General features: G+C 60.3%; 22 protein-coding genes and 3 pseudogenes. 9 read left to right on the top strand and 16 right to left on the bottom strand.

What is annotated here, in order from left to right; translation table 11 throughout:
- Positions 1-47 precede the first annotated feature (47 nt).
- Together ACM5SV_RS02505 and ACM5SV_RS02510 are read left to right on the top strand one after the other, a co-directional pair.
- Positions 48-674: a hypothetical protein gene (locus ACM5SV_RS02505; RefSeq protein ID WP_131607113.1), complete on the top strand. Its 627-nt coding sequence runs from the start codon at positions 48-50 to the stop codon at positions 672-674.
- A 190-nt stretch (positions 675-864) separates the two neighbouring features.
- On the top strand, positions 865-1,686 hold the full coding sequence (locus ACM5SV_RS02510) for a potassium channel family protein (RefSeq protein ID WP_205928536.1): 822 nt from the start codon (positions 865-867) through the stop codon (positions 1,684-1,686).
- A gap of 144 nt (positions 1,687-1,830) precedes the next feature.
- Here ACM5SV_RS02510 and ACM5SV_RS02515 read toward each other — a convergent pair whose 3' ends face one another.
- Both ACM5SV_RS02515 and ACM5SV_RS02520 read right to left on the bottom strand, forming a co-directional pair.
- Positions 1,831-2,979: an RHE_PE00001 family protein gene (locus ACM5SV_RS02515; protein WP_419424989.1), complete on the bottom strand. Its 1,149-nt coding sequence runs from the start codon at positions 2,977-2,979 to the stop codon at positions 1,831-1,833.
- 170 nt (positions 2,980-3,149) lie between these two features.
- The gene (locus tag ACM5SV_RS02520) at positions 3,150-4,040 is read right to left on the bottom strand and encodes a LysR family transcriptional regulator (RefSeq protein ID WP_419424990.1); all 891 of its coding nucleotides are present in this window, start codon (positions 4,038-4,040) and stop codon (positions 3,150-3,152) included.
- Positions 4,041-4,114: 74 nt separating this feature from the next.
- Here ACM5SV_RS02520 and ACM5SV_RS02525 point away from each other — a divergent pair, with 74 nt between their 5' ends.
- Positions 4,115-4,441 carry a helix-turn-helix domain-containing protein gene (locus ACM5SV_RS02525; protein ID WP_003562163.1) on the top strand — a complete coding sequence of 109 codons (327 nt, stop codon included), beginning with the start codon at positions 4,115-4,117 and terminating at the stop codon, positions 4,439-4,441.
- Positions 4,442-4,484: 43 nt separating this feature from the next.
- A pseudogene (locus ACM5SV_RS02530) lies at positions 4,485-4,634 on the top strand (integrase); the annotation flags it as partial.
- 203 nt (positions 4,635-4,837) lie between these two features.
- Here the strand turns inward: ACM5SV_RS02530 and ACM5SV_RS02535 are convergent.
- The 8 genes and pseudogenes from ACM5SV_RS02535 to ACM5SV_RS02570 form a co-directional block, all read right to left on the bottom strand.
- Positions 4,838-5,017, bottom strand: coding sequence for a hypothetical protein (locus ACM5SV_RS02535; protein ID WP_419424991.1), 180 nt, complete (start codon positions 5,015-5,017; stop codon positions 4,838-4,840).
- Positions 5,010-5,162: pseudogene (locus tag ACM5SV_RS02540) on the bottom strand (type II toxin-antitoxin system RelE/ParE family toxin); the annotation flags it as partial. The gene ACM5SV_RS02535 and the pseudogene ACM5SV_RS02540, both read right to left, overlap by 8 nt.
- A 158-nt stretch (positions 5,163-5,320) precedes the next feature.
- Positions 5,321-6,367, bottom strand: a complete 1,047-nt coding sequence (locus tag ACM5SV_RS02545) for an ABC transporter ATP-binding protein (RefSeq protein ID WP_419424992.1) — start codon at positions 6,365-6,367, stop codon at positions 5,321-5,323.
- Between the two features lie 13 nt (positions 6,368-6,380).
- Positions 6,381-8,081 carry a glycoside hydrolase family 32 protein gene (locus tag ACM5SV_RS02550; protein WP_419424993.1) on the bottom strand — a complete coding sequence of 567 codons (1,701 nt, stop codon included), beginning with the start codon at positions 8,079-8,081 and terminating at the stop codon, positions 6,381-6,383.
- A gap of 2 nt (positions 8,082-8,083) precedes the next feature.
- Positions 8,084-8,977 (bottom strand): carbohydrate ABC transporter permease, encoded by an 894-nt coding sequence (locus ACM5SV_RS02555; protein WP_003562168.1) that lies wholly within the window; start codon positions 8,975-8,977, stop codon positions 8,084-8,086.
- Positions 8,970-9,902: a carbohydrate ABC transporter permease gene (locus ACM5SV_RS02560; protein WP_003550718.1), complete on the bottom strand. Its 933-nt coding sequence runs from the start codon at positions 9,900-9,902 to the stop codon at positions 8,970-8,972. Before ACM5SV_RS02560 ends, ACM5SV_RS02555 begins: the two co-directional genes overlap by 8 nt.
- Before the next feature lie 73 nt (positions 9,903-9,975).
- Positions 9,976-11,268 (bottom strand): ABC transporter substrate-binding protein, encoded by a 1,293-nt coding sequence (locus ACM5SV_RS02565; protein WP_419424994.1) that lies wholly within the window; start codon positions 11,266-11,268, stop codon positions 9,976-9,978.
- A gap of 47 nt (positions 11,269-11,315) precedes the next feature.
- Positions 11,316-12,326, bottom strand: a complete 1,011-nt coding sequence (locus ACM5SV_RS02570; RefSeq protein WP_419424995.1) for a LacI family DNA-binding transcriptional regulator — start codon at positions 12,324-12,326, stop codon at positions 11,316-11,318.
- Between the two features lie 134 nt (positions 12,327-12,460).
- Between ACM5SV_RS02570 and ACM5SV_RS02575 the strand changes: the two are divergent.
- Positions 12,461-12,779 (top strand): annotated as a pseudogene (locus tag ACM5SV_RS02575) (transposase); the annotation flags it as partial.
- A 26-nt stretch (positions 12,780-12,805) separates the two neighbouring features.
- Here ACM5SV_RS02575 and ACM5SV_RS02580 read toward each other — a convergent pair.
- The 6 genes from ACM5SV_RS02580 to ACM5SV_RS02605 form a co-directional block, all read right to left on the bottom strand.
- The gene (locus tag ACM5SV_RS02580) at positions 12,806-13,555 is read right to left on the bottom strand and encodes a ribonuclease activity regulator RraA (protein ID WP_419424996.1); all 750 of its coding nucleotides are present in this window, start codon (positions 13,553-13,555) and stop codon (positions 12,806-12,808) included.
- Positions 13,556-13,574: 19 nt separating this feature from the next.
- The gene (locus ACM5SV_RS02585; RefSeq protein WP_419424997.1) at positions 13,575-14,738 is read right to left on the bottom strand and encodes a mandelate racemase/muconate lactonizing enzyme family protein; all 1,164 of its coding nucleotides are present in this window, start codon (positions 14,736-14,738) and stop codon (positions 13,575-13,577) included.
- Between the two features lie 33 nt (positions 14,739-14,771).
- The gene (locus ACM5SV_RS02590) at positions 14,772-15,869 is read right to left on the bottom strand and encodes an ABC transporter ATP-binding protein (RefSeq protein ID WP_128450170.1); all 1,098 of its coding nucleotides are present in this window, start codon (positions 15,867-15,869) and stop codon (positions 14,772-14,774) included.
- A gap of 11 nt (positions 15,870-15,880) precedes the next feature.
- Positions 15,881-16,771: a carbohydrate ABC transporter permease gene (locus tag ACM5SV_RS02595; RefSeq protein ID WP_128450169.1), complete on the bottom strand. Its 891-nt coding sequence runs from the start codon at positions 16,769-16,771 to the stop codon at positions 15,881-15,883.
- Positions 16,768-17,727, bottom strand: coding sequence for a carbohydrate ABC transporter permease (locus tag ACM5SV_RS02600; protein ID WP_221975110.1), 960 nt, complete (start codon positions 17,725-17,727; stop codon positions 16,768-16,770). Before ACM5SV_RS02600 ends, ACM5SV_RS02595 begins: the two co-directional genes overlap by 4 nt.
- 72 nt (positions 17,728-17,799) lie before the next feature.
- On the bottom strand, positions 17,800-19,278 hold the full coding sequence (locus ACM5SV_RS02605) for an ABC transporter substrate-binding protein (RefSeq protein ID WP_128439846.1): 1,479 nt from the start codon (positions 19,276-19,278) through the stop codon (positions 17,800-17,802).
- A 203-nt stretch (positions 19,279-19,481) separates the two neighbouring features.
- Here ACM5SV_RS02605 and ACM5SV_RS02610 point away from each other — a divergent pair, with 203 nt between their 5' ends.
- The 4 genes from ACM5SV_RS02610 (at position 19,482) to ACM5SV_RS02625 (ending at position 24,067) form a co-directional block, all read left to right on the top strand.
- A complete protein-coding gene (locus ACM5SV_RS02610) occupies positions 19,482-20,192 on the top strand; it encodes a GntR family transcriptional regulator (RefSeq protein ID WP_003562179.1) in 711 nt (236 codons plus the stop codon).
- Positions 20,193-20,245: 53 nt separating this feature from the next.
- Positions 20,246-21,412 (top strand): mandelate racemase/muconate lactonizing enzyme family protein, encoded by a 1,167-nt coding sequence (locus tag ACM5SV_RS02615; protein ID WP_222052437.1) that lies wholly within the window; start codon positions 20,246-20,248, stop codon positions 21,410-21,412.
- A gap of 76 nt (positions 21,413-21,488) precedes the next feature.
- The gene (locus tag ACM5SV_RS02620; protein WP_222052436.1) at positions 21,489-22,850 is read left to right on the top strand and encodes a mandelate racemase/muconate lactonizing enzyme family protein; all 1,362 of its coding nucleotides are present in this window, start codon (positions 21,489-21,491) and stop codon (positions 22,848-22,850) included.
- A gap of 17 nt (positions 22,851-22,867) precedes the next feature.
- Positions 22,868-24,067, top strand: a complete 1,200-nt coding sequence (locus ACM5SV_RS02625) for a mandelate racemase/muconate lactonizing enzyme family protein (protein WP_222052435.1) — start codon at positions 22,868-22,870, stop codon at positions 24,065-24,067.
- The last annotated feature ends 65 nt before the right edge of the window (positions 24,068-24,132 follow it).

A 24,132-nucleotide genomic window follows, 5' to 3' on the forward strand; every position in this document is an offset into this window, starting at 1 on the left:
ACGCTGCCGTCGGATCTGAATGGGTCGCTAAAATTGCAAGGAGCATCATGATCGCGCCGGTCGACCATCTCCCTCGGATCTTCCAGGCAAATCTGCACAGATTCTACACGCGTGTCGTCAAGACTGCGATAGATAACCTCGAGCCGGCTGAGCGCTGGGAATTCGAAACACCTGAATCTTTAGATGCGGGTCTTGATCGCGCGAGGGCACAGGTCAATGCCCATACACGCAACGAGGCCGCAAAAGCGTTCGTTCTTGTAATGTCAGCACTGTTTGAACGCCAACTGCGCCATTGGGCGAGCTTTATGTTCTCGTCGCCCCGAAAACCAACCGTGCAGACACAAGGCCTTGAAGCACTGCTGGCGGACTGCATTGCGCATGCCCGAATTGACGGGGTGAAGGACGGCGTTGCCGAGATGCTGATCACGGGGCACAACGTTGCGAATGTGGTGCGCCATGGCGATGGAAAGACCAGTGCAATGCTGCGAGCGTCCGCGCCGCAGTTTTGGCAGAGCGACCCCCAGCACTACGTCGACATCAACCCGGGCCCATCTCCCGAAAGTGCCTTGATCGTCATACCAGCCGACTATCTATTGCTCTATACTCGAGCAGGACTGCGGTTTTGGGGCCGCGCCGATCGATTGTCGGGAGCGATCGAGGAGCCGCCAATCTGATTTTTAATGTGGATCAAAGCGTCCGAGCCACCGGGGGGGCCAGGAGTGAGAAGGCCGGCAACACCGAATTCTCAACCGGTCTCCACGTGAGTCACTCGCTTTGCGCGCCGCCTGACAGAGGCACGAAGAGGCTGGACCCATAACGCTGGCTGGGGCAAGGAAGCGGGAATAACATGAATCGAAGATTAGAATGAAAAATTTCGCTTATATCGATGAAGCTCTTTCTGGCATTCGCCCTCTCTGGTTTCTGATAGCCTACATAGCAGCTATCCCTGTCTTTGGTGGCTTGTACACAGTTCTTGCCGCTCATGAATTTTACGCTCCCTATGCTCAGCGCGAGCCGTCAGCGATCGCTGACAGGATGTCCCTCATAGACATGCTGACAGATGCATCCAGAAGGGCCGCCCGAGGTTCAACAGATGGACTCCTCGTCGGCAAATGGCGAATTGACCCAAATTCGCTCCGGGTGGTTTCCGTGGATATTAAAGATGATTCCGAGCTCCTCTTCACACTGCGTTTTGAAGCCGCGATCGCTTCAAACCCAGACAGTGGCCAATTGGGTGGCCCACTCGCGCTGAAGGTTTCGAAGGACTCGGGCAAATTTACGGATGCCGCCGGTACAAGATCCTTCAGGATTGTCGACCTCCAGCGCGATGAGCCAACCACTTCGATTTCTCCCTCGTCGCAATCCCTTACCGAGGCGATCTTTAAGCCGACAGTGGGAACAGGCTATCAGGTGCCAGTGATTGAACTCAAAGCGGATGAAGAGGAGAAGGTTGTCAATTTCTTCCGTGGCGTCGACGGCGATCCCGCCAGTTTTAGCGGTGAATACTTTCGCATGACATACGTGAGCGCCGTCGTGATCACGACACTTGGGCTCGGCGACATTGTCCCTATAAGCCCGATGGCAAGGACGCTGGTAGCCGCTGAAGCTGTGATTGGTATCCTGCTGGCGGGGTTGTTCTTGAATGCCCTTGCCAGTCAGATGTCGAAACGGGAAGACCGAAAATGATTGAGGTGTCGGTTTCAAGTGGCAGACATCGGCTCCAACGAGAGCTAGAATTTTGGACAACGCCTCTCAGAAGGCGATCAAAGCAGTTGGTCGGCGCGCGAACAGCGAAGTTGTTCCGGTGTACGCCAGTAGCCACGCTACAGCCTATAAGACCCCCCACGCCCGAAACCTCCCCCTGCCCGTCATCTCGCGGAGGCCCAGCTCCAAAACAATCCGCCGCGCCGCCTGCGGCGTCACCTCGAGCGTCTTCGCCACCATCCCGGCCGACACCAATGGCTTCGCCATCACCAGCTCGACCAGTTCCGGCAGTTTTGAAGAAGTCCGGCGCCCGTCGAGCTTTCGGTCCATCATTGTCTTCGCCAGCGTCAACCGATCATGCTCTTTCAATCCAATCTCGGCGGCCGCGATCAGGCCGTGAGCCATGGCGAGCAACCGGGTCTCCCGATCACGATGCCGGCGCCGGTCGACCGGAATGGTTTTGAGGCCGACGCTAATGGCGGCGAGATGGGCACCGGTGGTGACGCCTGCCTGGCGCAGGATCGACGCGGCCAGCAGCCGGCCGAGCCATGGCGCGTGCTGAAGGACGGAGAGTTCGTTCCAGGCATCCAAGGCGACGATGGCCTGCAACACCGCCGGCAAATTTTCGGCCTGACGCAACACGCCGCGCCATTCGTCGAGCCTGGAATCCTCGTCCCAGTCGAGATCATAGACCAATGGATCCTTTTCGGCAGCCCGGCTGCCGCCGGCGCCGCCAGGCCGTGTTGCATTCTGAATCGCCGCGTCCGATCGGGCGAGCACCGCGTCAATCGCGGCATAGTCAACGCCGGGAAGATCCTCGGCGTCGTCACCATCCTCCCCCTCCCCTTCCTTATCAGCCGCGACCGCGCGCCGGATGGCGCCGGCGGTCGCCTCGTCGTCCGTTTCGAGCTGCGTGATGTCTGAGGTTTTCCGCAATGTCCGGATACCCTCTGCCGATAGCGCCCAGCCGGGGAGATGGGCGGCAATGCGTCGGCGGGTGCGCAGCACGTCGCGGGCGATTGTCAATTCGTGGGTTGGTGTGCGAATGTCTCTGATATCGTCGTGGAGGACGAGGTCTTCGAGATGGACGAGTTCGCCGTCGATCCACAGCGAGGCACAGGCCTCGGTGAACTGGGCGCGTTCGAGGAAGCCGGCGCCGACCGGCGAGCGGGCAATACGTTCGTCCAGACGTGCCAGTTCGATACCCGCCCGAAAAGCCGATCCCATAAGCGCTGTCATGCTGATTTTTGCGAGATCATAAGCCATTGAAATCATGGTAAATGATTTCTTAAAGGAACTCTATATGAATATTGAAGTTCCCCACATCGTATAATTGCCGGGTGGCGCCACAACCATCGATAAGTACCTCTTATCGATAGTAGATTGATTTCAGGGCGCAAATCGGGGCCATGGGGACCGCCACGGCGCCCGTGGGCTCCCTCGCCTCACCTGCCCGGCCGCGCCAACGACCTCGCGATATCGACGATGTCGTCACGCGAGGCGGTTGGATCCTCCTTGTTCCAGGCAACACCGAGCCCGATCCTGAAGTCGATGCCCCTCACCGCCTTCAGCTCGAAAGCCCGGTTCGGCAGGCCCTCGGTCCATTCCGGCGCAAAGCCAATGCCAAGGCCGGCCGAGACCAGCGACACCAGCGAATAGGTATCGTCGCAGCTATAGGCGATGTTGCGGGTCAGATCGTATTCCTCGAACTTCTCGTTGAAGTACCGCTCGGTGTAGGAGAGGTTCTTGCGATTGAAGGCGATGATCTTCTCCCCGCGCAGATCGTCGATGGCGATCTCCGCCTGCCCGGCCAGCCGGTTGGTGCGGGCCACCGCCAAGAGATAACGCTCATGGGCGATCGAGGAGAAGCGCAACGAGCCGATGTTTTCCACCGGTCTAATGAAGCCGAGATTGATCTGGCCGTTTTCCAGGCCGCGGATGATGTCGCCGGTATTGCCGCTTGATATATGGATGCGGATATCCGGGTACTTGCGGGCGATCTTTGCCAGAAACGCCGGCAGCACGCCGGTGGTCGCCGGATAGACGGTACCGATCCTGATCTGCCGGATTGTCTTGCCGGCCACCGCCCTGGTGATCTCGGCGGACAGATCGACCTCACTCAGGATCCCGACGCAGCGCTCGTGGAAGATCTCCCCTGCCCGCGTCAGCTCCACCCGCCGGGTCGAGCGGATGAACAGCGGACAGCCGAGCTCCCGTTCAAGCGCCTGCACATGGTTGGAGAGCGCCGGCTGGGCGATGCGCACCTTGGCGGCCGCCCGGCCGAAATGCAGTTCCTCGGCCACCGCGACGAAGTAGGGCGTAGTTCCATCAATCACCGCACATATTGTTCTCAATAGGCACCACGTATCGTACATAGACCCGTGTGGTTTGTCATGAACAAAATGTGGTCATGGAGCCATTCTCTTCAAATCTCAAACGACGCGCTGAACAACTTGGCATTTCGAACGCGGAGGTAGCTCGTCGCGCTGGCCTTAGCGACCGCCGCTACGGAAACTACATTACCGGCCGTCGTGAACCGGACTTGGCAACCCTCGTTCGCATCGCTTCGGTATTGAACGTGAGCATCGACGAGTTGCTTGGTAACAACGCTGAGGAGAACGTCAGAACGACGGATGAGCTGTTCCATGAAAGATTAGCCGTGGCGCTCAAGGCACTTCAAAGCGATGACCTTCGAAGACTGGTCGTGATGATCGAGGCGCTGGCCACCCAAAAATAACGGATGGATTACTTTTGGCAGCCTTTTCCCGCCGATGAATTGGCTGCGGCCTGGTTTTCTCACCGAGGCAGCCAACTGCGGTATTCCCCTCCCGGAGGCAATGGAACAGTTACGCCATCGCTCGGTTCAGCAGGCATCTAGTTATTTTAACAACGCGACGCGGCGAAGCAGGCGGGCCGCCCGGATGCTGTAGTGCTGATTTCCATAACCAACAAGCATCAATGTGGGCTACGTCAATCGACGGTTGCCATCAGAGTTTTGGACCGTGCCGAGATCGTTCAGCAATGCTGGACAGATCGACTTTCTTGCCCGCGACATCCGCAACGATCCTCAATGTGCCACCGAGTGACTCAACGTAGTCGCGAAGTGTGGAAAGCTTCATATCCGCACGTTTTTCTAGCCTCGAGACGTTCGTCTGCTTAAATCCGGTCCCGCAGACACCTGTTCTTGCGTCCGTCCGGCGAGCGCCCGCAGTTCTCGCAAATTGTGCGCCGTGACAAGTTCCTCAGCACGCTTTGCAACAGCGTGCTGTTCGGCTTCGGGAAGCGTCTGTAGCAGCTTGTCGAGGTCATCCATGTTTCTTCTCCAACTCGCTTAAGTGCTCGTCGTATCGTTTGTCCGCCAGATCAATCAGTCTTTTGTAGAAGAGTTTCTGGCTCAAGCCGCTCTTCGCTCCGCCGCAAAGGACGATGGCTTTTCGCTCGGGATCAAAAGCAAAGGCGAACCGCCATTGAACCTCTCCTTTTCATCGAGCGTCGTTTCGACCTGTGCTCTGTCTGGAAAACGCGGAAGCCGTCCGAGGATACCAGGCGTTTATCGACGGTCATAGCTTTTTGGCCGTCAAATGACGGACGCGGCTCAGCAGGAGGGGCCGGGGGATCAGTCTATGCGACTGCCTTCGGCGGAGAAGAGGTGGACTTTCTCGGATTTGGGCGCGAGGTGGATTTGCTGGTCAGGTTTTAAATCCACCCGCCGGTGCAGCGCGATGGTTGCCGTCTGCGTGCCGACACGCACCGAAAGATGGGTCTCCGCACCGGTTGGCTCGACAGTCAACACGGTGGCCGGAATGCCCGTCTTCGCAATGTCGAGGTCTTCCGGGCGGATGCCGTAGGTGCGCGCCGCGCTTTGGCTCAATCGCGGCGGAAGCGGCAGGCAAACACCGCCTCCGATACGGAAGCTGCCATCACTGATGCCGCCCTCGAAGAGGTTCATCGACGGCGAGCCGATGAAGGCGGCGACGAAGGTGTTATCCGGGCGGTCGTAGAGATCGAGCGGCTTGCCGATCTGCTCGATGCGGCCGGCGCGCATGACGACGATCTTGTCGGCCATGGTCATCGCCTCGATCTGGTCGTGGGTGACGTAAACGATGGTGGTGCCAAGGCGCTGATGCAGCTCCTTGATCTCGCTGCGCATGGTCACCCGCAGCTTGGCGTCGAGGTTGGACAGCGGCTCGTCGAAGAGGAACACTTTCGGATGGCGTACAATGGCGCGGCCCATGGCGACGCGCTGGCGCTGGCCGCCGGAAAGCTGTTTCGGCAGGCGCTCCAGCAGGGGTTCAAGTGCGAGAATGCCGGCGGCCTCGCTCACCAGCTTGTTGATTGTCGCCTTATCGCGCCCCTGCAGCTTCAGGGCAAAGCCCATATTTTCGCGCACCGTCATGTGCGGATAGAGCGCGTAGGACTGGAACACCATGGCGATATCGCGCTCCTTCGGCGCGACGTCGTTCATGACGCGGCCATCGATGCGGATTTCACCGCCGCTGATATCCTCTAGCCCCGCCAGCATGCGCAGAAGCGTGGACTTGCCGCAGCCGGACGGCCCGACGAGCGTGACGAACTCACCGTCCTCGATATCCGCGGAAACCCCGTGGATAACGGAGGCCGCGCCGTATTGCTTCTGAACCCGGTCGATTGCTACCGATGCCATTGTCTGTCCTCCCTCACAGTTTCAATTGCCAGACGCCGGCCCCGGCGACGGCGCCGGCGAGCGTTGCCGAACGTGCGGCGGCAAAGCTCGGAATGCGTTTGGACCCCGTCCAGCGACCGTTGTCAGCGAAGACCTCGATGGAGCCGGCATCGAGGAAGATGCGCAGGCTCGACGGTTTCGCGCCGGCGGCGACGTAACGCGGCGGCCTCATACCGGTGCGGGCGTCGAAGACAATCGCCAGACCATCGGCGTCGAGTTTCACGCCGAGATCGACATCCGGATGATCGAAGGTGAGATCGAAGGCGGCGCCTGGCGCGGTGAGATCAAGCACGATCTCGACGGCGCCGGTGCCGAGCGGCACGGTCTTGCCGGCGGCAAGCGCGGTGTCGTCCAGCAACCGATGGCGTAGGCTTTCGACGGCTGCGACCGGCGGGGTCAGCACGGTGTCGCCGTCGAGAAACATGCGGCGCGGCAGGGTCATGGCCGTCGGGAAATCGTCCTTCTTGGAAAAATCCGTCCAGTTGGCGAGCCAGGCGATGCCGACCGGCTCGTCGCCATCAACGAAGGCCTGGAAAGCATAGGCATCCGAACCGAAATCCAACTCCTGCACGAATTCCGCGACGAAGGTGCGGCCATCGAAACCACCGACGGTGACGGAGGTGAGGTTGCGGCGGCCGGTGGCCGGGTCGCGGCTGGTGAGCAGACCGAAGATCAGCGCCCAGCGGGTTTCTGCGTTTTTGCCGGAAAGCGGCACCATGCAGGGGCATTCCGCCGCCGTCATGCCGAAACCGTCCTCGCGATGGAGGATGCCGAGGAAGGTCCAGCCATCGGCGCCTTGCGCGTCTGCGGTTTCATAGAGCAGTACGACGCCGCCCTGCCTGTCGCGGCTGCCGAGCAGCATCTTCCAGCGCCCGTCCGGGCCTTTGAAGACATAGGGGTCGCGGAAATCGGTGGTGAGGTTCAAGCCTTCCGGGCGCAGCGGCATCACGATTTCCGACGGGCCGGCGACGATGCCGTCGCGGCTGACGGCGGAAAGCTGGATTTGCTCTTCCGGTAGACGGTCACGCACATGCTCGGTGTAGAAGACGCGGATTTCCTCGCCTTCCGGGCCGGAGCCGGGGATCGCCGAGCCGGAGAAGGCGCCGCCGCGGCCATCGTCCTTTTCCGATAGATGCGCCGCCGGGAAGAGGAACATGGGCAAATACGTCCAGCGGACAAAATCCTTCGAGACGGCATGGCCCCAGTGCATGGTGTTCCAGCGCGGCTCATGAGGATAATGCTGGTAGAAGAGGTGGGCGTTTCCGCCGAACCGTCCAAAACCGTTCGGATCGTTCATCCAGCCGAAAGGCGGGCGGAAATGGTAGCTGTCGGGCACGTCGGGGGCGGCGGTGCGGGCATCGCTGTGCAGGACGCGGATGCCCTCCTTCATCACGCATTCCGGCCGGAAGGCGTAAGCGACGGAGAGCGCTGTGGTTGTCGCATCATAAGACAGCGTGGCACGACCGCCTTTCGCGAGCGTCACAGCGAAGAACTCAAATTCCCCTGCGCGGTGGGTCGAGGGCTCGCCGATGTCGTTGCCATCAACGGCGACGAAGAGCTTCGCCTCGCCGCCGGCATGGCGCGCCTTCAGCCAGAGATGCAGCACCGTGCCTTCGGGCAGTTCCGCTTCAATGGTTTCAGGTGCTGACGTTTCGGATTTTGCCTGCAGAGACATGATCAACCTTTCACGGCGGAGCCGACGAATGAACTGACGAACCAGCGCTGGAAAGCCAGATAGAGAATGAGGACCGGGATCATCATCAGCACCGAGGCGGCCATGGCGCGGTCCCAGTAGATACTGTCCTGTCCGAAGAAGGTGGCGATGGCGACGGCAATCGGCCGTGCATAGTCGGTCTGGGTGACCAGCGTCGGCCAGAGATACTGGTTCCAGCTTTCGATGCCCATGAGGATCGAGACCGTGGCGAGCGCCGGCAGGCTGAGCGGCATATAGATCGACCGGTAGATGCGGAAGGTCGACGCGCCATCCATTTCCGCCGCTTCATAGAGTTCTTTCGGCAGCTGCGCGAAGAACTGGTAGAAGAGGAAGACATAGAGCGGGCTTGCCACCCAGGGCAGGATCTGCACCGCGAAGGTATCCGTCAGCCCCGCCCGCGACATCATGACGACGAGCGGCATGATGATGCTTTCCTGCGGGATGACATAGAGCGCGACGACCAGCGCCAAGAGCGCCGCCTTGCCGCGCAGCGAGCCCCAGGCGAGAACGAAGCCCGCCATGGAATTGACGACCAGTCCGGAGACGACAGTGGCGACGAGGATCACCAACGAATTGAAGAGATATCGGCCATAGGCCAGTTCGCCGGAGAAATGGGCGACCTCCTTGTAGTTCGACAGCGTCGGGTCGCTGACCCAGAAGGCGCGGAAGCTGCCCATGTCAGCGAGGATGCGGAAGCGGTCGTCCTTCAGGCTGGCGATCAGCAGCATGAACAGCGGCGAGATCATCACCAGCGCGATGACCAGGATGCAGAGACTCTGCACGATGCGCAGGCTTCTCTTGCCGTCGCCCCTTGCGATTGCCAGCGGGACGGGCTGGGTCAAAGCGAGATCAGACATCGAAGCGCCTCAGGAGTTTGCGTTGCAGGAGCGCGATCAGAAGAACGATGACGAAGAGGATGACGGACACGGCCGATGCGTAGCCGAGTTTCTGCTCCTCGAAGCCGGCGCGCACCATGTAGTGGACAACGGTTTCGGTGCTTTCGTTCGGGCCGCCCTGGGTGAGGATTGCCACCTGCGTATAGAGCTTGAAGGCCTGGATCGTGGTGATGACCAGCACGAAGACATGGGTCGGGCGAAGACCGGGCATGGTGACGTGCCAGAAGCGGCGCAGCGCGCTTGCCCCGTCGATGCGGGCGGCATCGTATAGTTCTTCGGGAATGCCCTGCAGGCCGGCGAGATAGATGATCATCTGAAAGCCATAGGCCTGCCAGGCTGAAAGCAACACGATCGAGAACATCGCCCAGTTGGGGTCGCCGAGCCAGTCGATTGGCTGAATCGTGCCGCCGGAAAGGAAACCGACGATCTGGTTGAGCGGGCCGCTCGGGTACTGGAAAAGCGTGCCCCAGATGACGCAGACCACCACCATGGAGGTGATCGCCGGCAGGAAGAACAGGCCGCGCAGCAGGTTTTGCATCGGCAGCTTCTGATGCAAGAGTAGCGCGGTCAGGAAGGCGAGGCCGCACTGCAGCGGCAGCACCCAGACGGTGAAGCGCGTGACGTTCCACAGCGAGGTCCAGAACAGCGGGTCGGTGAAGACGCGCTCGAAATTCAGGAGGCCGACGAAGCGCACCGGCGTCGGGCGCGGCACGAGCGGCTGGTTGGTCATCGCCGTCCAGAAGGACAAGAGGAACGGCGTGATCAGGAATATCGCCATAAGCAGAAAGGCAGGCGCGATCATCGCCATTTCCTGCCAGAGCCGCTTGTTGTCGCGGCGTTTGGCCGGACGTCGCAAAGCGGGCGTGGAGGTCTGTTGCAAAGTCATTGTTTCCTCCTCATCGGTCATCCTCCCGAGATAGTCCAGGGCCGGCAGGACGAGCCGGCCCCGTCAAAACCCCTTACTTCTGCTCGTCGAAGGGCGGGTAACCGGCGTTGTCCTCGATATCCTCGTCGATCTTCTCGGCAGCGGCCGTCAGCGCTTCCTGCGCGTCACCACCGTTGAAGATCTTGTCGACGGCCTGCATGAAGGCCGAGGTGATCGTCGGATAGGCCGGGTGCGGCGGACGGGCGACCGCGGTCTTGGAAGCCTGCTCAAAGGCGACGGCGAGCGGACCGCCTTCCGCATAGAGCGGGGATTCGGCGGCGAAGCTTTTCAAGCCCGGATAGGCGGACTGGGTCTTGGCGTACTCCCGGTACTCCTTGTCCTTCAAAAGGAAGCTCAGGAACTTGCCGGCGATCTCAGGGTTTTTCGAGGTCGCGGAAATGCCCCAGATCCAGGTTCCGTTCGGGCTCACGCCCTTGTCGCCGATCTTCGGCAGCGGCATGACGACGATATTGTCCTTCATCGCTGCCGACGCCTCCGCGTAGAACCAGTGACCGCCCATGGCGAGCGCGGCCGGCTGTCCCTCGGCGTAGAACTGGTTGGTGCCTGACGAAGTCGGTACGACCCAGCCTTTCTTCACCCAGTCCTGCATCATCGTCAGCGCCTTGACGCAGGCCTCGCCATCGAGCGTGCCGCTGGCCTTCCAAGTCTTGCGGTCGATCAGGTCGCAGCCGGCGCTTTCGAGCAGGGGGCCGTAGGCATAAGTGATCCATTCGGTCTTGATGCCGTAACCTCGGAAGGTGTCGATCGGCCACTTCACGCCTTCGAGCTTGGAAAGCTTTTCGAGATAGCCTTCGAATTCCTCGCGGGTCCAGGCATCATCGACCGATTTCGGGATGCGGGCGCCAATTGCTTCAAGATATTTCTTATTGCCGTAGAGCACGACCGAGGAGTCGGTGAGCCCGATCGCATAGAGGTCCTTGTCGATCGGATAGGTGCCCTGGGCGATATTCGAATCCGTCATGTCATCGAGCAGGTCCTTGTCAATGAGCGGCTTGACGGCCTGTAGATAGCCGGACCAGACATAATTGGCGAGGAACGGAGCATCGAGTTCCATGATATCGGGCAGCTGCTTGGCCATGACGGCGGCGCTGAACTTTTCGTTATAGGCATCGTGCGGCGCGTAGATCATCTCGATGTCGACATCGGGATTGACGGCCTCGAAGCGGGTGGCAACGTCGCCATAGGCCTTTACCCAGCCGGGATCACCCTGGTGCATGACGTGGATGACGGTCTTCGCCTCGGCGAAACCGGCGGTCGCGACCAGGGTAGCGGACGCTAGGAGTGCGGAAAGTAAACGATTACCCATCAAAATCCTCATTTTGTATTTTCCTCCTGTTTGGCACTATTCGATGTTCAGACGGATGCCCGTTCGACCAGATGGAACGGCAGTTTCCGCAGATGCGGCGGTTCGGGCTGCTCGGCCAGGAGGATCTCCATGGCAAGGCGGCCCATGGCGCGATGCGGCAGGGCCATCGTCGTCAATGGCGGGTCCAGCCGCGAGGCCAGCTCGACCTGGTTGTCGAAGCTGGCCACCGCGATATCATCCGGAATGCGAAGGCCGGCGCGGGCAAGCGCCGCATAGACTTCCATCGCCACACGGTCATTGCCGCACAAGATGGCGTCAGGCCGTTGACCGGATTTCAGAAGCGCCTCCACATGAGAGGCAACAAGGCTTGGCGCGCGGTCGCTGTAGACGCTGCGGCGCACCGCCGGCAACACGCCGACGGGGTCAATGCCCCCCTCCTCAAGCGCCGCACGAAACCCCATCTCGCGTAGCGTACCGGCGAGAATGCCCGGCAGGTTGATAAAGGCGATGCGACGGCGGCCGGCGACGAGGAGATAACGCACGATCTCCCGCGCGCCGCCCTCCTCGTCCGGCACCAGCGCGGTGACGCGGCCGGTAGCCTCGCGGCAGTTGATCGTGACGCCGACGGCGCCCGCCAACCTGTCCGGCAGGGCGACATCCTTGTGGTACATGGCGGCATAAGCAACCGCGCGCGGCCGGAACTGCTGCACCTCATCGAGCACCGAGCCGATAGACTGGCCGCTGCGGTGGTTGACCGCAAAGACCGCCATGCCGGCGCTGCGGGCCGCCCCGTCGAGGCCACGCACGATCTCGGTGGCGAAGGGCGACGTGATGAGGCCGTCGGAGACGACTCCGACCAGCGGTAGCCAGCCCTGACGCACGCCACGCGCCGCAAGGTTGGTCACGTAGCCGAGTTCTTCCGCAATGGCCTTGACCTTCTGGCGCGTATCGTCCGACATGCGGGCGGAGCCGCCGTGCAATGCGCCGGAAACCGTCTTCACCGAGACTCCCGCACGTTCCGCGATGTCAGAAAGAGATACTGCCACGATCCTCGCCATCCTCCTTGGGTTATCGATTACCCAATACTCGCGGTGGACGTGTTTTGTCAAGCGGCTTTTACGCGCACTGCTCGGCGTTTCGAACATCTATCTGTCAATCGGCGAACAAAACCATGCGAGCCCAGTTTCGGCTTTCCGATCCGGTCCCTGGCGAGTTGAAAGTGGAAGCAGTGCATGATGCGTCGCGCCGCAATCATCGATATTGCACGTTCATTTGCGATTTTGAACGCAGAAAGACGACCGCATTTCGCCGACCGGGAACCGGCGACCGCCAATGCCTGGCTGCTCCAGCAGCCCCAGATCGAGATCGTCGCACGAGACCGCGGTCGTGGATATGCCCAGACGGCCGCACAAGCCCTGCCACACACCGATCAGGTTGCCGACCGCCCGCATTTGATGGAGAACGCCAACCACGCCTTTCTCGACGCGGTGCGCAAGTCGATGCGGCAGGTCGCCGCCCGCCTCGGGTAATCGATAGGCTAACTGGGGTTCTCCAAGCGGTTTGTTTTGCGCCACTCTTCGTATTCTCCGCGGGCATCATCATGCAGCGGATAGTATCGCTGCAACGACCCGCCCTCCATAAGCTTCACTCGCGAGAACTCCTCCCAATCGTGATGCTTTTGCGACTCTTCGATTACCTTCGCGGCCACTGCGACCGGAAGCACCACAACCCCGTCGTCGTCGGCGACGATGATGTCGCCGGGGATGACCGTGACACCGCCGCAGGCAATCGGAACGTTGACGGCATTGGGGTAGATGCTGGTCTGCACATGGTAGTTGGGCGTCCAGCCGCGCAGCCAAAGGGGGAGATCCAGCTTCTCGACATTGGGCCGATCGCGCATGCAGCCATCGATCACGATGCCAGCGCCGCCTCTGCCTTTGAAATAGGTCGACATCATATCGCCGAAGACACCCGAACTCATATCGCCGCGCGCGTCGACCACGACCACATCGCCCTCCTGCGCGTGATAGAGCACGTGCCGATGCAACTGCGTCTCCGGATCGGCATATTCTCCCTCGGTGAAGAGGTCTGGCCGCTGCGGCATGAACTGGAGCGTCAGCGCCGGCCCAACGATCGACTTCCCGCGGTTCTGCGGTACGGGACCGACCATGTGCGGATTGCGGAAGCCCATGTGGCCAAGCGTGCCGGAAACCGTCGCGGCCCCGATTTCCTTCAGTGCGTCGATCATATCTTTGGGCGGTCGCGTAATGTCGGGAGTATGGGTCATTTTAAACTCCGGTGATGATCTACCAGTTCGTAACAGAACCGTCGCGGCGCTTCAGGTGAGGTGCTTCCCAGAACCGAAAGCTCTCCGCCTTGACCGCCTCTTCGTTGACCTCGACGCCGAGCCCCGGCAGATCGCTGACCGGATAGTCGGGGCCGTCAAGCCGCGGTTGCACGGGGAAAAACTCGGAATTGTCGAAGCCGAGCTTTGCTTCGGGCGCCCTGGTCTCGAGCCAAGCGAAATTCGCCGCCGCAGCGGCGAGATGGATGGTCGCGGCCGTACAGACTGGCCCGAGGGGATTGTGCGGCATCAGGTCCACATAATGCGCCTCGCTCCAACCAGCGACCTTCATCGCTTCAGTGAGCCCGCCAACGTTGCAAACATCGAGCCGGTTGAACTGATGGATGCCACGCTCGATATAGGGCAGGAATTGCCACTTGCTGGCAAATTCCTCGCCGATGGCGAACGGGATGTCGGTCATCGTGCGCAGGGATTCGTAGGCCTCCGGTGTCTCGTCTCGTATCGGCTCCTCGAGGAAGTCAAGCACGCCGCGGCCGACCTTGTTACAGAAGCTCGCCGCTTCTGCCACCGACAGCCGATGATGATAGTCGATGCCGAGGACGACCTCGTCGCCCAGCGCCTCGCGCGCCTTGTTCAGCATCGTTGCGGTAGCGCCGATCGACTCGCGCGGCTCAAAGAAGTCCTTGCTGTTTTGCCCGATGGGAAAGAAGCGGATCGCCTGCCATCCTTGTGCGCGTAGTTCGCGGGCTCGTTCGATGGCAACATCGCCCTCGGCCTCGTCACCGGTCGAGGCGAAGGTAGGAATGCGGTCGCGCTGCTTGCCGCCCAAAAGGTCGTAGGCCGGCACCCCCAGCGCCTTGCCCTTGATGTCGTGAAGGGCAATGTCGATGGCGGAAATCGCCGCCTGCAGAACGCGTCCGCCTTCGAAATATTGGCTACGATAGACTTCTTGCCAGATCCGACCAATCTGCATCGCGTCGCGGCCGATGAGAAACTCGCGATAGTGCTCGATCGCGCCGGCCACGGCCTTCTCGCGACCGCTCAAGCCGCTCTCGCCCCATCCGAAGATGCCGTTGTCAGTCTCGACCTTGACCAGCATCTGGTTGCGCGTTCCTACCCATACTGGATAGGGCGTGATCGCCGTGATTTTAAGCTTCGTAGTCATCCACGCCCTCGTTTCACACGCATCCGCTTGGTCTCAGTTGGCCTTGAGGGCCATTTCTGTTTCGCCGTCGAACAGATGCATCCGCTCCTGGTCGAACTCGAGCCAAATCTGCTCGTCGGGCGCAACGGCAATGGTCGGCGGCACGCTGACGTTGACGATGGCGCCAGACAGCAACGCCTGTACGAAGGTGACGTCTCCGGTCGGCTCCACCGTATAGGCCTTGGCAGGGATGCTTCCTGGTACCGCACTCTTGTGCAGCTTGATCGCCGAGTGACGTGCGCCGAGCACGACTTTCTTGGTTGTTGCCCTTGAGACCTTCTGGGCGTTGTGTGGCGAGAGCTCGAAGTGCCAGCCCTCCGCGCTGGTCAACACAGTGTTGCCGCTTGCCGTTGATGCCTCCAGCGGAACAAGGCTCATCGCCGGGCTGCCGACGAAGCTGGCGACGAACATGTTCACCGGATGGGCGAAGACCTGCGCCGGTGAATCGTATTGCTGCAGGTAGCCGCCGTTCATCACCGCCATCCTGTCGGCCATGGTTACCGCTTCGAGCTGGTCGTGCGTCACGTAGATGATCGTCGCCTTGAGGTCCTGGTGGAAACGCTTGATCTCTGAGCGCATCTGCACGCGCAGCTTTGCGTCGAGGTTGGAGAGGGGTTCATCCATCAGAAATACCGCCGGATCGCGAACGAGGGCACGGCCGAGCGCCACGCGCTGCTGTTGCCCGCCCGAAAGTTCGCGTGGCTTGCGCTCGAGCAGCTGCGTCATGTCGAGCACGCGCGCTGCTTCCTTGACCTTCCGGTCGATCTCGTCCCTTGGCAGTTTGCGCATCTGCAGCGGGAAGGCCAGGTTCTTGTAGACCGATTTCTGCGGATAGAGCGCGTAGTTCTGGAACACCATTGCGATGTCCCGGTCCTTGGGGTCGAGGTCGTTGACCACCCGGTCGCCGATGACGATGTCGCCAGATGTAATGGGGATGAGCCCCGCCACAAGATTGAGCGTGGTTGTCTTGCCGCAGCCTGAAGGGCCGACGAGCGCAACGAATTCGCCGTCGTTGACCGTCAGCGAAACGTTGTTAACAGCTTTGAAGCTGCCATAGGTCTTGACCAGATCGTTAAGGACCACGTGGGCCACCGGCAACTCCTCTAGTGCTTGACTGCGCCTTCCGTGAGGGCGCGTACGAAGTATCGTTGCAGGACGAGGAACAGGACCACGACGGGCACGCTCATCATAAAGCTGGCCGCCATCAGGCCCGGAAAGTCCGTCGTATTTTCCGAAAAGAAGCGCTGGATGCCGACCGGCAGCGTCAACTGCTCGTTCTTGGAGAGGAAGGTGTATGCGTAGATGTATTCGTTCCACGCGCCGATAAAGGAATATATCGCCGTGGCGATGATTCCTGGCGTCGAGAGCGGCATCACGATCAGGACAAAGGCCTGGAACCGCGTCGCGCCGTCGATGCGCGCCGCCTGCTCGAGCTGCACCGGAATGTTGTCGTAAAAGCCCTTGAGGAGCCAGATTGCCAGCGGCAGGCCAAATGTGAGGTAGGTGAGGACGAGCGACGCATGCGTGTTCACCAGCCCGATCGCGCGCATCAGGATGAAGAGCGGCACGAGAAAGATCACGGCCGGGAACATGTTGCGAAGCAAGACGGCGAAGAACAGAAAGTTTCGGCCCGGGAAGGTGAAGCGCGAAAACGCGTAGGCCGCAGGTACTGCCACGATGACCGAAAGGATGGTCGTGGCGGTGGAGACGAAAAGGCTGTTCCAGAAGAAGCGGAGGAAGTCCTGGCCGACGCTGTTTTGCGGATCGAGCAGTTTCTGGTAGCTGGCAAGGGTGGGTTGGTCGGGCCACCATTGCGGCGGGAATTGCATGGCCGCGAAGCCGGACTTGATCGAGGTGATCAGCATCCAGATCATCGGCAACGCGGTGTAAAGCATCATGAACACGAGGAAGATGCGTCCGCCCCACCGCCATCCGTCGATGCGCATACGGCGACGGGCTTTAACCCGAGGAGCAGTCTCGGCAATCGTGCTCATGCGCTCCCATCCTTCCGCTCGTTGCCGCTCAGAGCACGGACGTAAAAGTAGCCGAACGACATCAGGATCAGGAACAGCAGCACCGAATAGGCCGATGCCACCCCCCAGCGCTGGCGGCCGAAGGCGAGCTCATAAATGTGGGTGATCCAGATGTGCGATGCGTTCGACGGCCCGCCGCCGGTCATGATCCAGGGGATGATGAATGAATTGAAGTTGGCCACTGCCAGCAGAAGGATCGTCACCGTAGAGACGTTTCTCAAATGCGGGAAAGTGACGTGCCAGAACCGCTGCCATGCATTGGCTCCGTCAACTTTTGCGGCGCGCAGCAACTGATCGGGAACCGTCTGCAGGCCAGCCATCATCATGATCATGGCAAACGGAAACTCCCGCCAGATATTGACGACGATCAGGGAAGGCAGCACTGTGCTGACGCTGTCGATGAAATTCGGCGGCCTGTCGGCCAATCCGAGGCCGACCAGCACCGCGCCAATAATTCCAAAGTCCGAATGGTAGATCCACTTCCAGATATAGGACGCGGCGACCGCGCTGATGACCCAGGGAATGATCAGGATGGCCCGCAGGATGCCGCGGCCGACAAAGTCGCGATGAAGCGCCAGGGCGCAGGCAAACCCCAGGACAAATGAGATCAAAGTGGATCCTAAAGTCCAGATCAGAGTGTTCGAGGTGACTGTCCAGAACACCGGACTTGTGAGGATGGCAGTGTAGTTGTCGAAGCCGATAAAAATCTTGTCGCGGAGCTGCAGGCCAGGCGGTGTGTTGAAGAACGACAGCTCGATCGTATAGTAGATCGGATAGGCTATGACGATGAGCATCACGGCGATTGCGGGAAGCACGTACGCGTAGTCAGCGCGATGCTCCCAAATCTTTCGCAGCACGCCTGACCTGTCGGGTTGCAGTCTTCGGCGCGCCTCGGCCTTGCCAGTCAAGATCGTCACTGTGCCCTGCCCTTGTTCTTCGGAAGAAACCGGCTGCGGTGGAGGCGCAGCCGGTCAGTCGGCAGGCGTGGACTAAAGTCCGCCGTCCGTCAGGTCTTTTACCTTCTTGGCTGCGTCGTCGGCTGCCTGGTCGACAGTCATGGCTCCGGTGAGGGCGTTCTGCAACATGTCCGGGACGATGATGTTCATGATCTCGGGGGACTGGGGCAGCGCCGGAAACGGGATGCCGTACGGCAGCATCGAAGTCGTGACATCAAGGAACTTGATACTGTCCAGGCGTTCCTTCATCCATTTGGTCTTGAAGCCGTTAAGGTTTCCCGGGTTCGAGCCGGCATAAGCCATTTTCAGCGACCATTCGGGGCTTGCCCACATGCAGCTGATAGCCTTTGCAGCCGGCTCGTCGACCTTGCCGCCCTCGACATATTCGGGCTTCAGGATGTGAATGTTCGAGCCGCCAAACACGACGGCACGCTTGCCGTCGGGGCCAGTCGGAATCAGGCCGTAGCGCATATTGTCGATGACGGTCTGCGCTTTGTCCTTGTCGCTGCCCGTCGTCTTTTTCTGCAGGTCGAGCATGACGTTGTAGTCGGAGGGGTGCGAGACCATCATGCCGAGCTGGCCAGCGAGGAAGAGGGGCTGGTTATCTGCCTGCTGATTGGTGAGCGCCGAAACCGGAACCGATTTGTCGCGGACATACATATCGTAGGAGGCTTGCAATGCCGCTTTGCTCTGCGGGCTGTCGAGCTGGACCTGCTTGTAGGTCGGATTGGCGGTGGCTTCGTCGAAAACGCCGCCGCCATAGGCCCACAGCTGCGGCATGAAGCGATACGGCGTATTGCCGGCGTTCTTGCGCGCCACGAGGCCGTAACCGGCAATGCCGAGCTTGTCGTGGATCTGCTTGGAATATTTGACGACGTCATCCCAGGTTGCCGGAGCCTTTTCCGGATCGAGGCCTGCACGCTTGAAGACGTCGGCGTTCCAGATGAACGCCATCGTCTCGTTGTTGGTCGGGATGCCGTAGGTCACCCCCTCCCAGGTTACGGCCTTCATTGCACCGGGCCAGAAGTCGTCGGTCGAATATCCTACGTCCTCTGGTTTGAGGGGTTCTAGATAGCCCTTCGAGGCGAACTCGGTGCCGCCCAGGATTTGCAGACGCACCGCCATTGGCGCTGCATTGCCAAGGAGCGCGGTACGGAACTTGTCCAGCAGGTCGTTATAGGTGAGGGCTTGTTCCTCAAGCTGGATGTTTGGATAGGTCTTGCGGAAGGTCTCGAAGAACTCCTTGTAATACTGGCGCAGGAGGTCGGGGTCACCCTCGAACACGCCCTGATACCAGAAAGTCAGTCGCCCCTTGTAGTCGAGGGGGGTGACCTTGGCGCAATCGCCCGCCGTGTCAAAGTCCTGTGTGCCGGCAATGGAGCGCACATATTCTGGCGACCACTTGCTCAAGTCGACCGGCGCGCCCAGTGCAGACGCGGACATCAACGATAGCATCAAAGCAGTGGATACAGTTGCGCGCACGGCGGCACCGCCGAGTGAAATCCTCGTCATAGGTATCCTCCAGGTTCTCCCAAGCCGCTTTGCGTCGAGGCAAGCGGTCTTTGCTCCCGGCCGCGGGACTTCCACCCAATGTATCCCTTCGACCAGATCATACGTTTTCAGATTGTAGATTGCCTGTCAATTGAAGAAATCGTACATTGTTTCGAGAAGCCTTGCGTGATATCGGACCAATATGTGTATTGATGGGGACCGTCTTGGCCGAAACAAGCGATTTCAAAGCAAAGCCCCCCGAAGGGATCGACCCCATCGGGGCCTCCAGCGAGGGCGCCTCGCTTTATCAACTGATCAGGGAAGACATCATCGAAGGGCGGCTCGCTGCCAACGAGCGGCTTGTGGTCACCGATCTCGCCCGGCGCCACGGTACCTCAACCAACCCCGTGCGCGAGGCTCTGCAACTGTTGCGTGGCGAGGGCTTTGTCACCCTCGTTCCCAACCGCGGAGCACGCGTGCGGCCGATAGACCAGGATTTTGTTCGCGACATCTACGAGATCGGAGTCTTGATCGAGCCGGCCCTGACGCGATGGTTCGTGAATATGGCCACCGTCGAAGACATTGCTGAGCTCGAACGAATCCAGGGCCTGATTGAAGAAAACGACTTCGCGGACACGTTCAGGCACAGCGAGCTGGACACCGCCTTTCACACCGTCATGTACCAAAAGCACTACAACCGCCATGCCGCCGAGCTTTGGTGGAAGCATCGCGAAGTGCTTCGAGCCGTGAGCCGGCGTTTCAACTTCACGCTCGCCCGGCGTGCCGCGATCCTTAGCGAGCATCGCGAGCTTATCGCGCATGTAAAAGCGGGAAATGCGAGCGAGGCAGCCGAACTCATTGCACGCCATGTCGAGGGCTCCGGCCGGCACATCCTCGAACACATGCGGGCGCGTAACGCCGCTCGGGCAGGATAGAATACATCGCCTGGGATATCGTTATCCCGACCACTTAAGCAAAGGCAGTCGAGATGAAAATCACCAGCGTTCGGCCGTGGCTAATCAGATCCGATGCTTCTTATTGGGGAGAGTTTCTGTTCGTCGAAGTGACGACCGACGAGGGGGTGAGCGGCTGGGGAGAGATCACCACCACGACAAGGCTCGCCAATCGCGCCCTCTGCACGATCCTGCGCCAGATCGGTGCCGCTCTGACGGGCGAGGACCCGGCGCGTATCGAGTATCTGTGGCACAAGATTTTCCGCAGCTTCACTTACATGGGCAGTCGCGGCGCCGCAGTCGAATGTGTCAGCGCCATCGACATAGCCCTTTGGGACATCCAAGGCAAAGTCTTGGGCAAGCCAATTTACGAGCTGTTGGGTGGACCGGTACGCGATGAAATCACGCTCTACACCCATCCCAACCAGGCCAAGTTTACCAGCAAAGAGGCTGTGGTCCGGGAAATTCGAGACATCGTCGAGTCCGGCCACACTGCGCTCAAGTTCGATCCTTTCCCATACCAGGGCCGCAGCGGCGATGGACAGGCGCGCGAACAGCGGGACGGCTACCTCGACGGCAGCATGACCCGTAAGGATGAGCGCGAAGCCGCCGAACTCACGGCTTTGATCCGTGAAACGGCGGGCCCTGATGTCGACATCCTCATCGATGCCCATGGCCGGTTCGACGTTCCCACCGCCATTCGCCTTTGTCGGAGCCTCGAGGAAGCTGGTCAGATCGACTGGTTCGAGGAGCCCTGTCCACCGGAGAGCCTCAACGCTCTCAGACAGGTCCGTGAGAAGGTCAGCGCACCTATCTCGTGGGGCGAGCGCGGCCATACGAAGTGGGATTTCGTGCCGGTGCTCGAAAACAGGCTCGCCGACTACATCATGCCTGATGTCACCTGGACCGGCGGCATTACCGAACTCAAGAAGATTTCTGCCCTATGCGAAGCCTACTACATCCCGGTCTCGCCGCATGACGCCGCAGGACCGATCAACGTGGTTGCGGGAGCGCAGGTGATGATGGCCGTTCCCAACTTCTATAAACTCGAAACGTCGGAGTGGAACCTCGGCAAATACGATCATCTTATCGACAGACCACTCGATGTTTCGAACGGCAGCCTCAAGCTTACGCCCAAGCCTGGTCTCGGCATCGAAATGAACCGCGACTACCTTCAGGATCACGAGATAGAGCTGGATTAGCAAGTCTCGATTAGCAAGTCTCTATGCCGCCGCAGCCGTGCGCGCACGAACCCCGCCGACAGAACGAGGATAGATCATGCCAGAGGCAGATGGAGCCGACGAGGCGCTTAATCGGGTGAATACGCATTCCAAGCCGTCCGACCTTCGCATTACCGACATGCGGGTAGCTGAAATTGTCGGCGCGCCGTTCACTTCAGTGCTGCTCAAGATTTACACGAACCAGGGCATCGTCGGGCTTGGCGAGGTGCGCGACGGTGCCAGCGCCACCTACGCGCTGATGCTGAAGAGCCGGCTGCTTGGCGAGAACCCTTGCGACATCGACCGCCTGTTTCGCCGGATCAAGCAGTTCGGCGGGCACGGCCGGCAAGGCGGCGGCGTATCGGCGGTCGAAATCGCGTTGTGGGATCTTGCCGGCAAAGCCTATGGCGTCCCCATCTACCAGATGCTCGGGGGCCGGTTTCGGGACAAAGTGCGCGTCTACTGCGACACCGATGCCACCGTGCCCAGCGGCACCGAGACCGGCAGGCGCCTCAAGCAGCGCATGGAGCTCGGCTTCACCTTCCTCAAGATGGATCTGGGGCTGATGCAGATCGCAGATGTGCCCGGTGCGGTCGTGTCTCCTGCCGGTTCCCTTGAAGGGTACCGCAGCCACCCCGGCCGCGGCCCGCTGAAGACCATTGAAGAGCGGCGCGTGCGTAACGCTACGTATGATTTGCATAACGTCCCGCACCCGTTTACCGGCCTCCACTTTTCCGACAAGGGCCTCGACTTCCTTGAGCAATACATTGCCGAGGTTCGTGAGGTCATCGGCATGGATATTCCGCTCGCCATCGACCATATCGGCCACATCTCGGTGCAGAACGGCATTCGTCTTGCCAGGCGAATTGAAAAATACGTGCCAGCCTGGCTCGAGGATGTGATCCCATGGCAGTACACTGAGCAGTACCGACAACTGCAGGACTCAACCACAGTGCCGATCTGCACTGGCGAGGACATTTACCTCAAGGAGGGCTTCGAGCCTCTGCTCAAGAGCGGCGGTATCTCCGTTATCCATCCGGACCTGCTTACCAGTGGGGGCATCCTCGAGACCAAGAAGATCGGCGACATGGCGCAGGACCATGGTGTCGCCATGGCCATCCACATGGCAGAAAGTCCAATCGCTGCGATGGCCGCCGCACACGTGGCGACGGCGACTGAAAATTTCATGGCGCTCGAATACCATTCCGCCGATGTCGACTGGTGGGACGATATCGTCACCGGCCTTCCCAAGCCGCTGGTGAAGGACGGCTTTATCACTGTTTCGGATAAGCCGGGCCTGGGGATTGACGACGTCGTCGACGAGGTGATCTCGCAACATCTGCAGCCGGGCGTCACCGGCATTTGGCAGCCCACGGATCGCTGGGACGATGAGTATTCCTGGGATCGCACCTGGAGCTGAGGCGAAAAGGAACGAAGATGAAGATCACCGATCTGCGCTGCGCCGTTATCGGCAAACATCCGATCGTCCGCATCGTCACGGACGAGGGCCTCTATGGCTTGGGCGAAGTCGAGTTCACCAAGTCCTACCTCAAGCCCTTTGTGCTGCATTTCCGCGAAGCGCTGATCGGCGAGGACCCGACCGACGTCGAGAGAGTGATGCTGAAGATCCGCCAACGCGGCTCTTTCAAGCCCTACGGCGCGGCGGTAAGCGCGATCGAGCATGCGCTGTGGGATATTGCCGGTAAGGCGGCGGGCGTGCCCGCCTATAAACTGCTCGGCGGCAAGGTGCGCGACAAGGTGCGCGTCTACAACGGCTCGATCCGCCAGAAACGCACCGGCGACCGGCCGGAGGATTACGCCGCTGACGTCAAATGGATGATGGAGCAGCCGCAGAACTTCTTCATGGTCAAACAAGGGATCTCGTTCCACTCCAACATGAAGGACACCATCGAGGATTTCCACTACGGCGTGACGCAGAAGAAGGCCGGCTATCACGGTGCCATGGATCAGGGCGTAATCAGCGAGCGCGGCTTCAATCACATGCTCGACTGCGTGATCGCGATGAAGGAAGTGCTGGGCGACAAAGTCAGCCTGGCGCTCGACTGCGGTCCGGGCTGGATGCTGCCCGATGCGATCAAGTTCGCGCGCGCGGTAGAGAAGTACAATTTGATGTGGCTCGAGGACATGCTGACCGGCGACTATGTGCCGTGGGTCAATCCGCAGGCCTATCGGGAACTGACAATTTCCACCTCGACGCCGATCCACACTGGTGAGCAGATCTACCTGCGGCACAATTTCAAGGAACTGATCGAGACGCAGGCGGTACGCGTCATCGGCCCCGATCCAGCCGATATTGGCGGTATTGCCGAGCTCAAATGGGTCGCCGAGCACGCCTACATGCACTCGATCCTGATGGCACCGCACGGCACAGCTAACGGCCTGCTGGGGCTCGGCGCATTGATCAATGTCTGCGCCACCTTGCCGGCAAATTATATCGCCTTCGAATATCCGAGCGCCTCCGACCCCTGGTGGGAGGATCTGGTCATCGGCTTGCCGGCGCAGATCGTGAAGGACAGCATGGTGGACCTACTAGAAGCGCCGGGGCTCGGCCTCGATATCGACGCCGAGGCGGCCAAGCGATATCTCAGGGAAGAGGATGCTGGCTTCTTCGACTGAACCTCTCTCCACCTGCATGAAGTGAATCGTCTACGCATATTACTGGAATGACACGCTTCCGGTCA

The sequence above is a fragment of the Rhizobium sp. CRRU65 genome (assembly GCF_048551595.1).
Classification (GTDB): Bacteria; Pseudomonadota; Alphaproteobacteria; order Rhizobiales; family Rhizobiaceae; genus Rhizobium; species Rhizobium leguminosarum_J.

What these genes read in the sequence shown, in the direction of transcription:
- ACM5SV_RS02505 (WP_131607113.1), top strand. Translation starts at nt 48, where the DNA reads ATGATCGCGCCGGTCGACCATCTCCCTCGGATCTTCCAGGCAAATCTG.
- ACM5SV_RS02510 (WP_205928536.1), top strand. Translation starts at nt 865, where the DNA reads ATGAAAAATTTCGCTTATATCGATGAAGCTCTTTCTGGCATTCGCCCT.
- ACM5SV_RS02515 (WP_419424989.1), bottom strand. Translation starts at nt 2,979, where the DNA reads ATGATTTCAATGGCTTATGATCTCGCAAAAATCAGCATGACAGCGCTT.
- ACM5SV_RS02525 (WP_003562163.1), top strand. Translation starts at nt 4,115, where the DNA reads ATGGAGCCATTCTCTTCAAATCTCAAACGACGCGCTGAACAACTTGGC.
- ACM5SV_RS02535 (WP_419424991.1), bottom strand. Translation starts at nt 5,017, where the DNA reads ATGGATGACCTCGACAAGCTGCTACAGACGCTTCCCGAAGCCGAACAG.
- ACM5SV_RS02545 (WP_419424992.1), bottom strand. Translation starts at nt 6,367, where the DNA reads ATGGCATCGGTAGCAATCGACCGGGTTCAGAAGCAATACGGCGCGGCC.
- ACM5SV_RS02550 (WP_419424993.1), bottom strand. Translation starts at nt 8,081, where the DNA reads ATGTCTCTGCAGGCAAAATCCGAAACGTCAGCACCTGAAACCATTGAA.
- ACM5SV_RS02555 (WP_003562168.1), bottom strand. Translation starts at nt 8,977, where the DNA reads ATGTCTGATCTCGCTTTGACCCAGCCCGTCCCGCTGGCAATCGCAAGG.
- ACM5SV_RS02560 (WP_003550718.1), bottom strand. Translation starts at nt 9,902, where the DNA reads ATGACTTTGCAACAGACCTCCACGCCCGCTTTGCGACGTCCGGCCAAA.
- ACM5SV_RS02565 (WP_419424994.1), bottom strand. Translation starts at nt 11,268, where the DNA reads ATGGGTAATCGTTTACTTTCCGCACTCCTAGCGTCCGCTACCCTGGTC.
- ACM5SV_RS02570 (WP_419424995.1), bottom strand. Translation starts at nt 12,326, where the DNA reads ATGGCGAGGATCGTGGCAGTATCTCTTTCTGACATCGCGGAACGTGCG.
- ACM5SV_RS02580 (WP_419424996.1), bottom strand. Translation starts at nt 13,555, where the DNA reads ATGACCCATACTCCCGACATTACGCGACCGCCCAAAGATATGATCGAC.
- ACM5SV_RS02585 (WP_419424997.1), bottom strand. Translation starts at nt 14,738, where the DNA reads ATGACTACGAAGCTTAAAATCACGGCGATCACGCCCTATCCAGTATGG.
- ACM5SV_RS02595 (WP_128450169.1), bottom strand. Translation starts at nt 16,771, where the DNA reads ATGAGCACGATTGCCGAGACTGCTCCTCGGGTTAAAGCCCGTCGCCGT.
- ACM5SV_RS02605 (WP_128439846.1), bottom strand. Translation starts at nt 19,278, where the DNA reads ATGACGAGGATTTCACTCGGCGGTGCCGCCGTGCGCGCAACTGTATCC.
- ACM5SV_RS02615 (WP_222052437.1), top strand. Translation starts at nt 20,246, where the DNA reads ATGAAAATCACCAGCGTTCGGCCGTGGCTAATCAGATCCGATGCTTCT.
- ACM5SV_RS02620 (WP_222052436.1), top strand. Translation starts at nt 21,489, where the DNA reads ATGCCAGAGGCAGATGGAGCCGACGAGGCGCTTAATCGGGTGAATACG.
- ACM5SV_RS02625 (WP_222052435.1), top strand. Translation starts at nt 22,868, where the DNA reads ATGAAGATCACCGATCTGCGCTGCGCCGTTATCGGCAAACATCCGATC.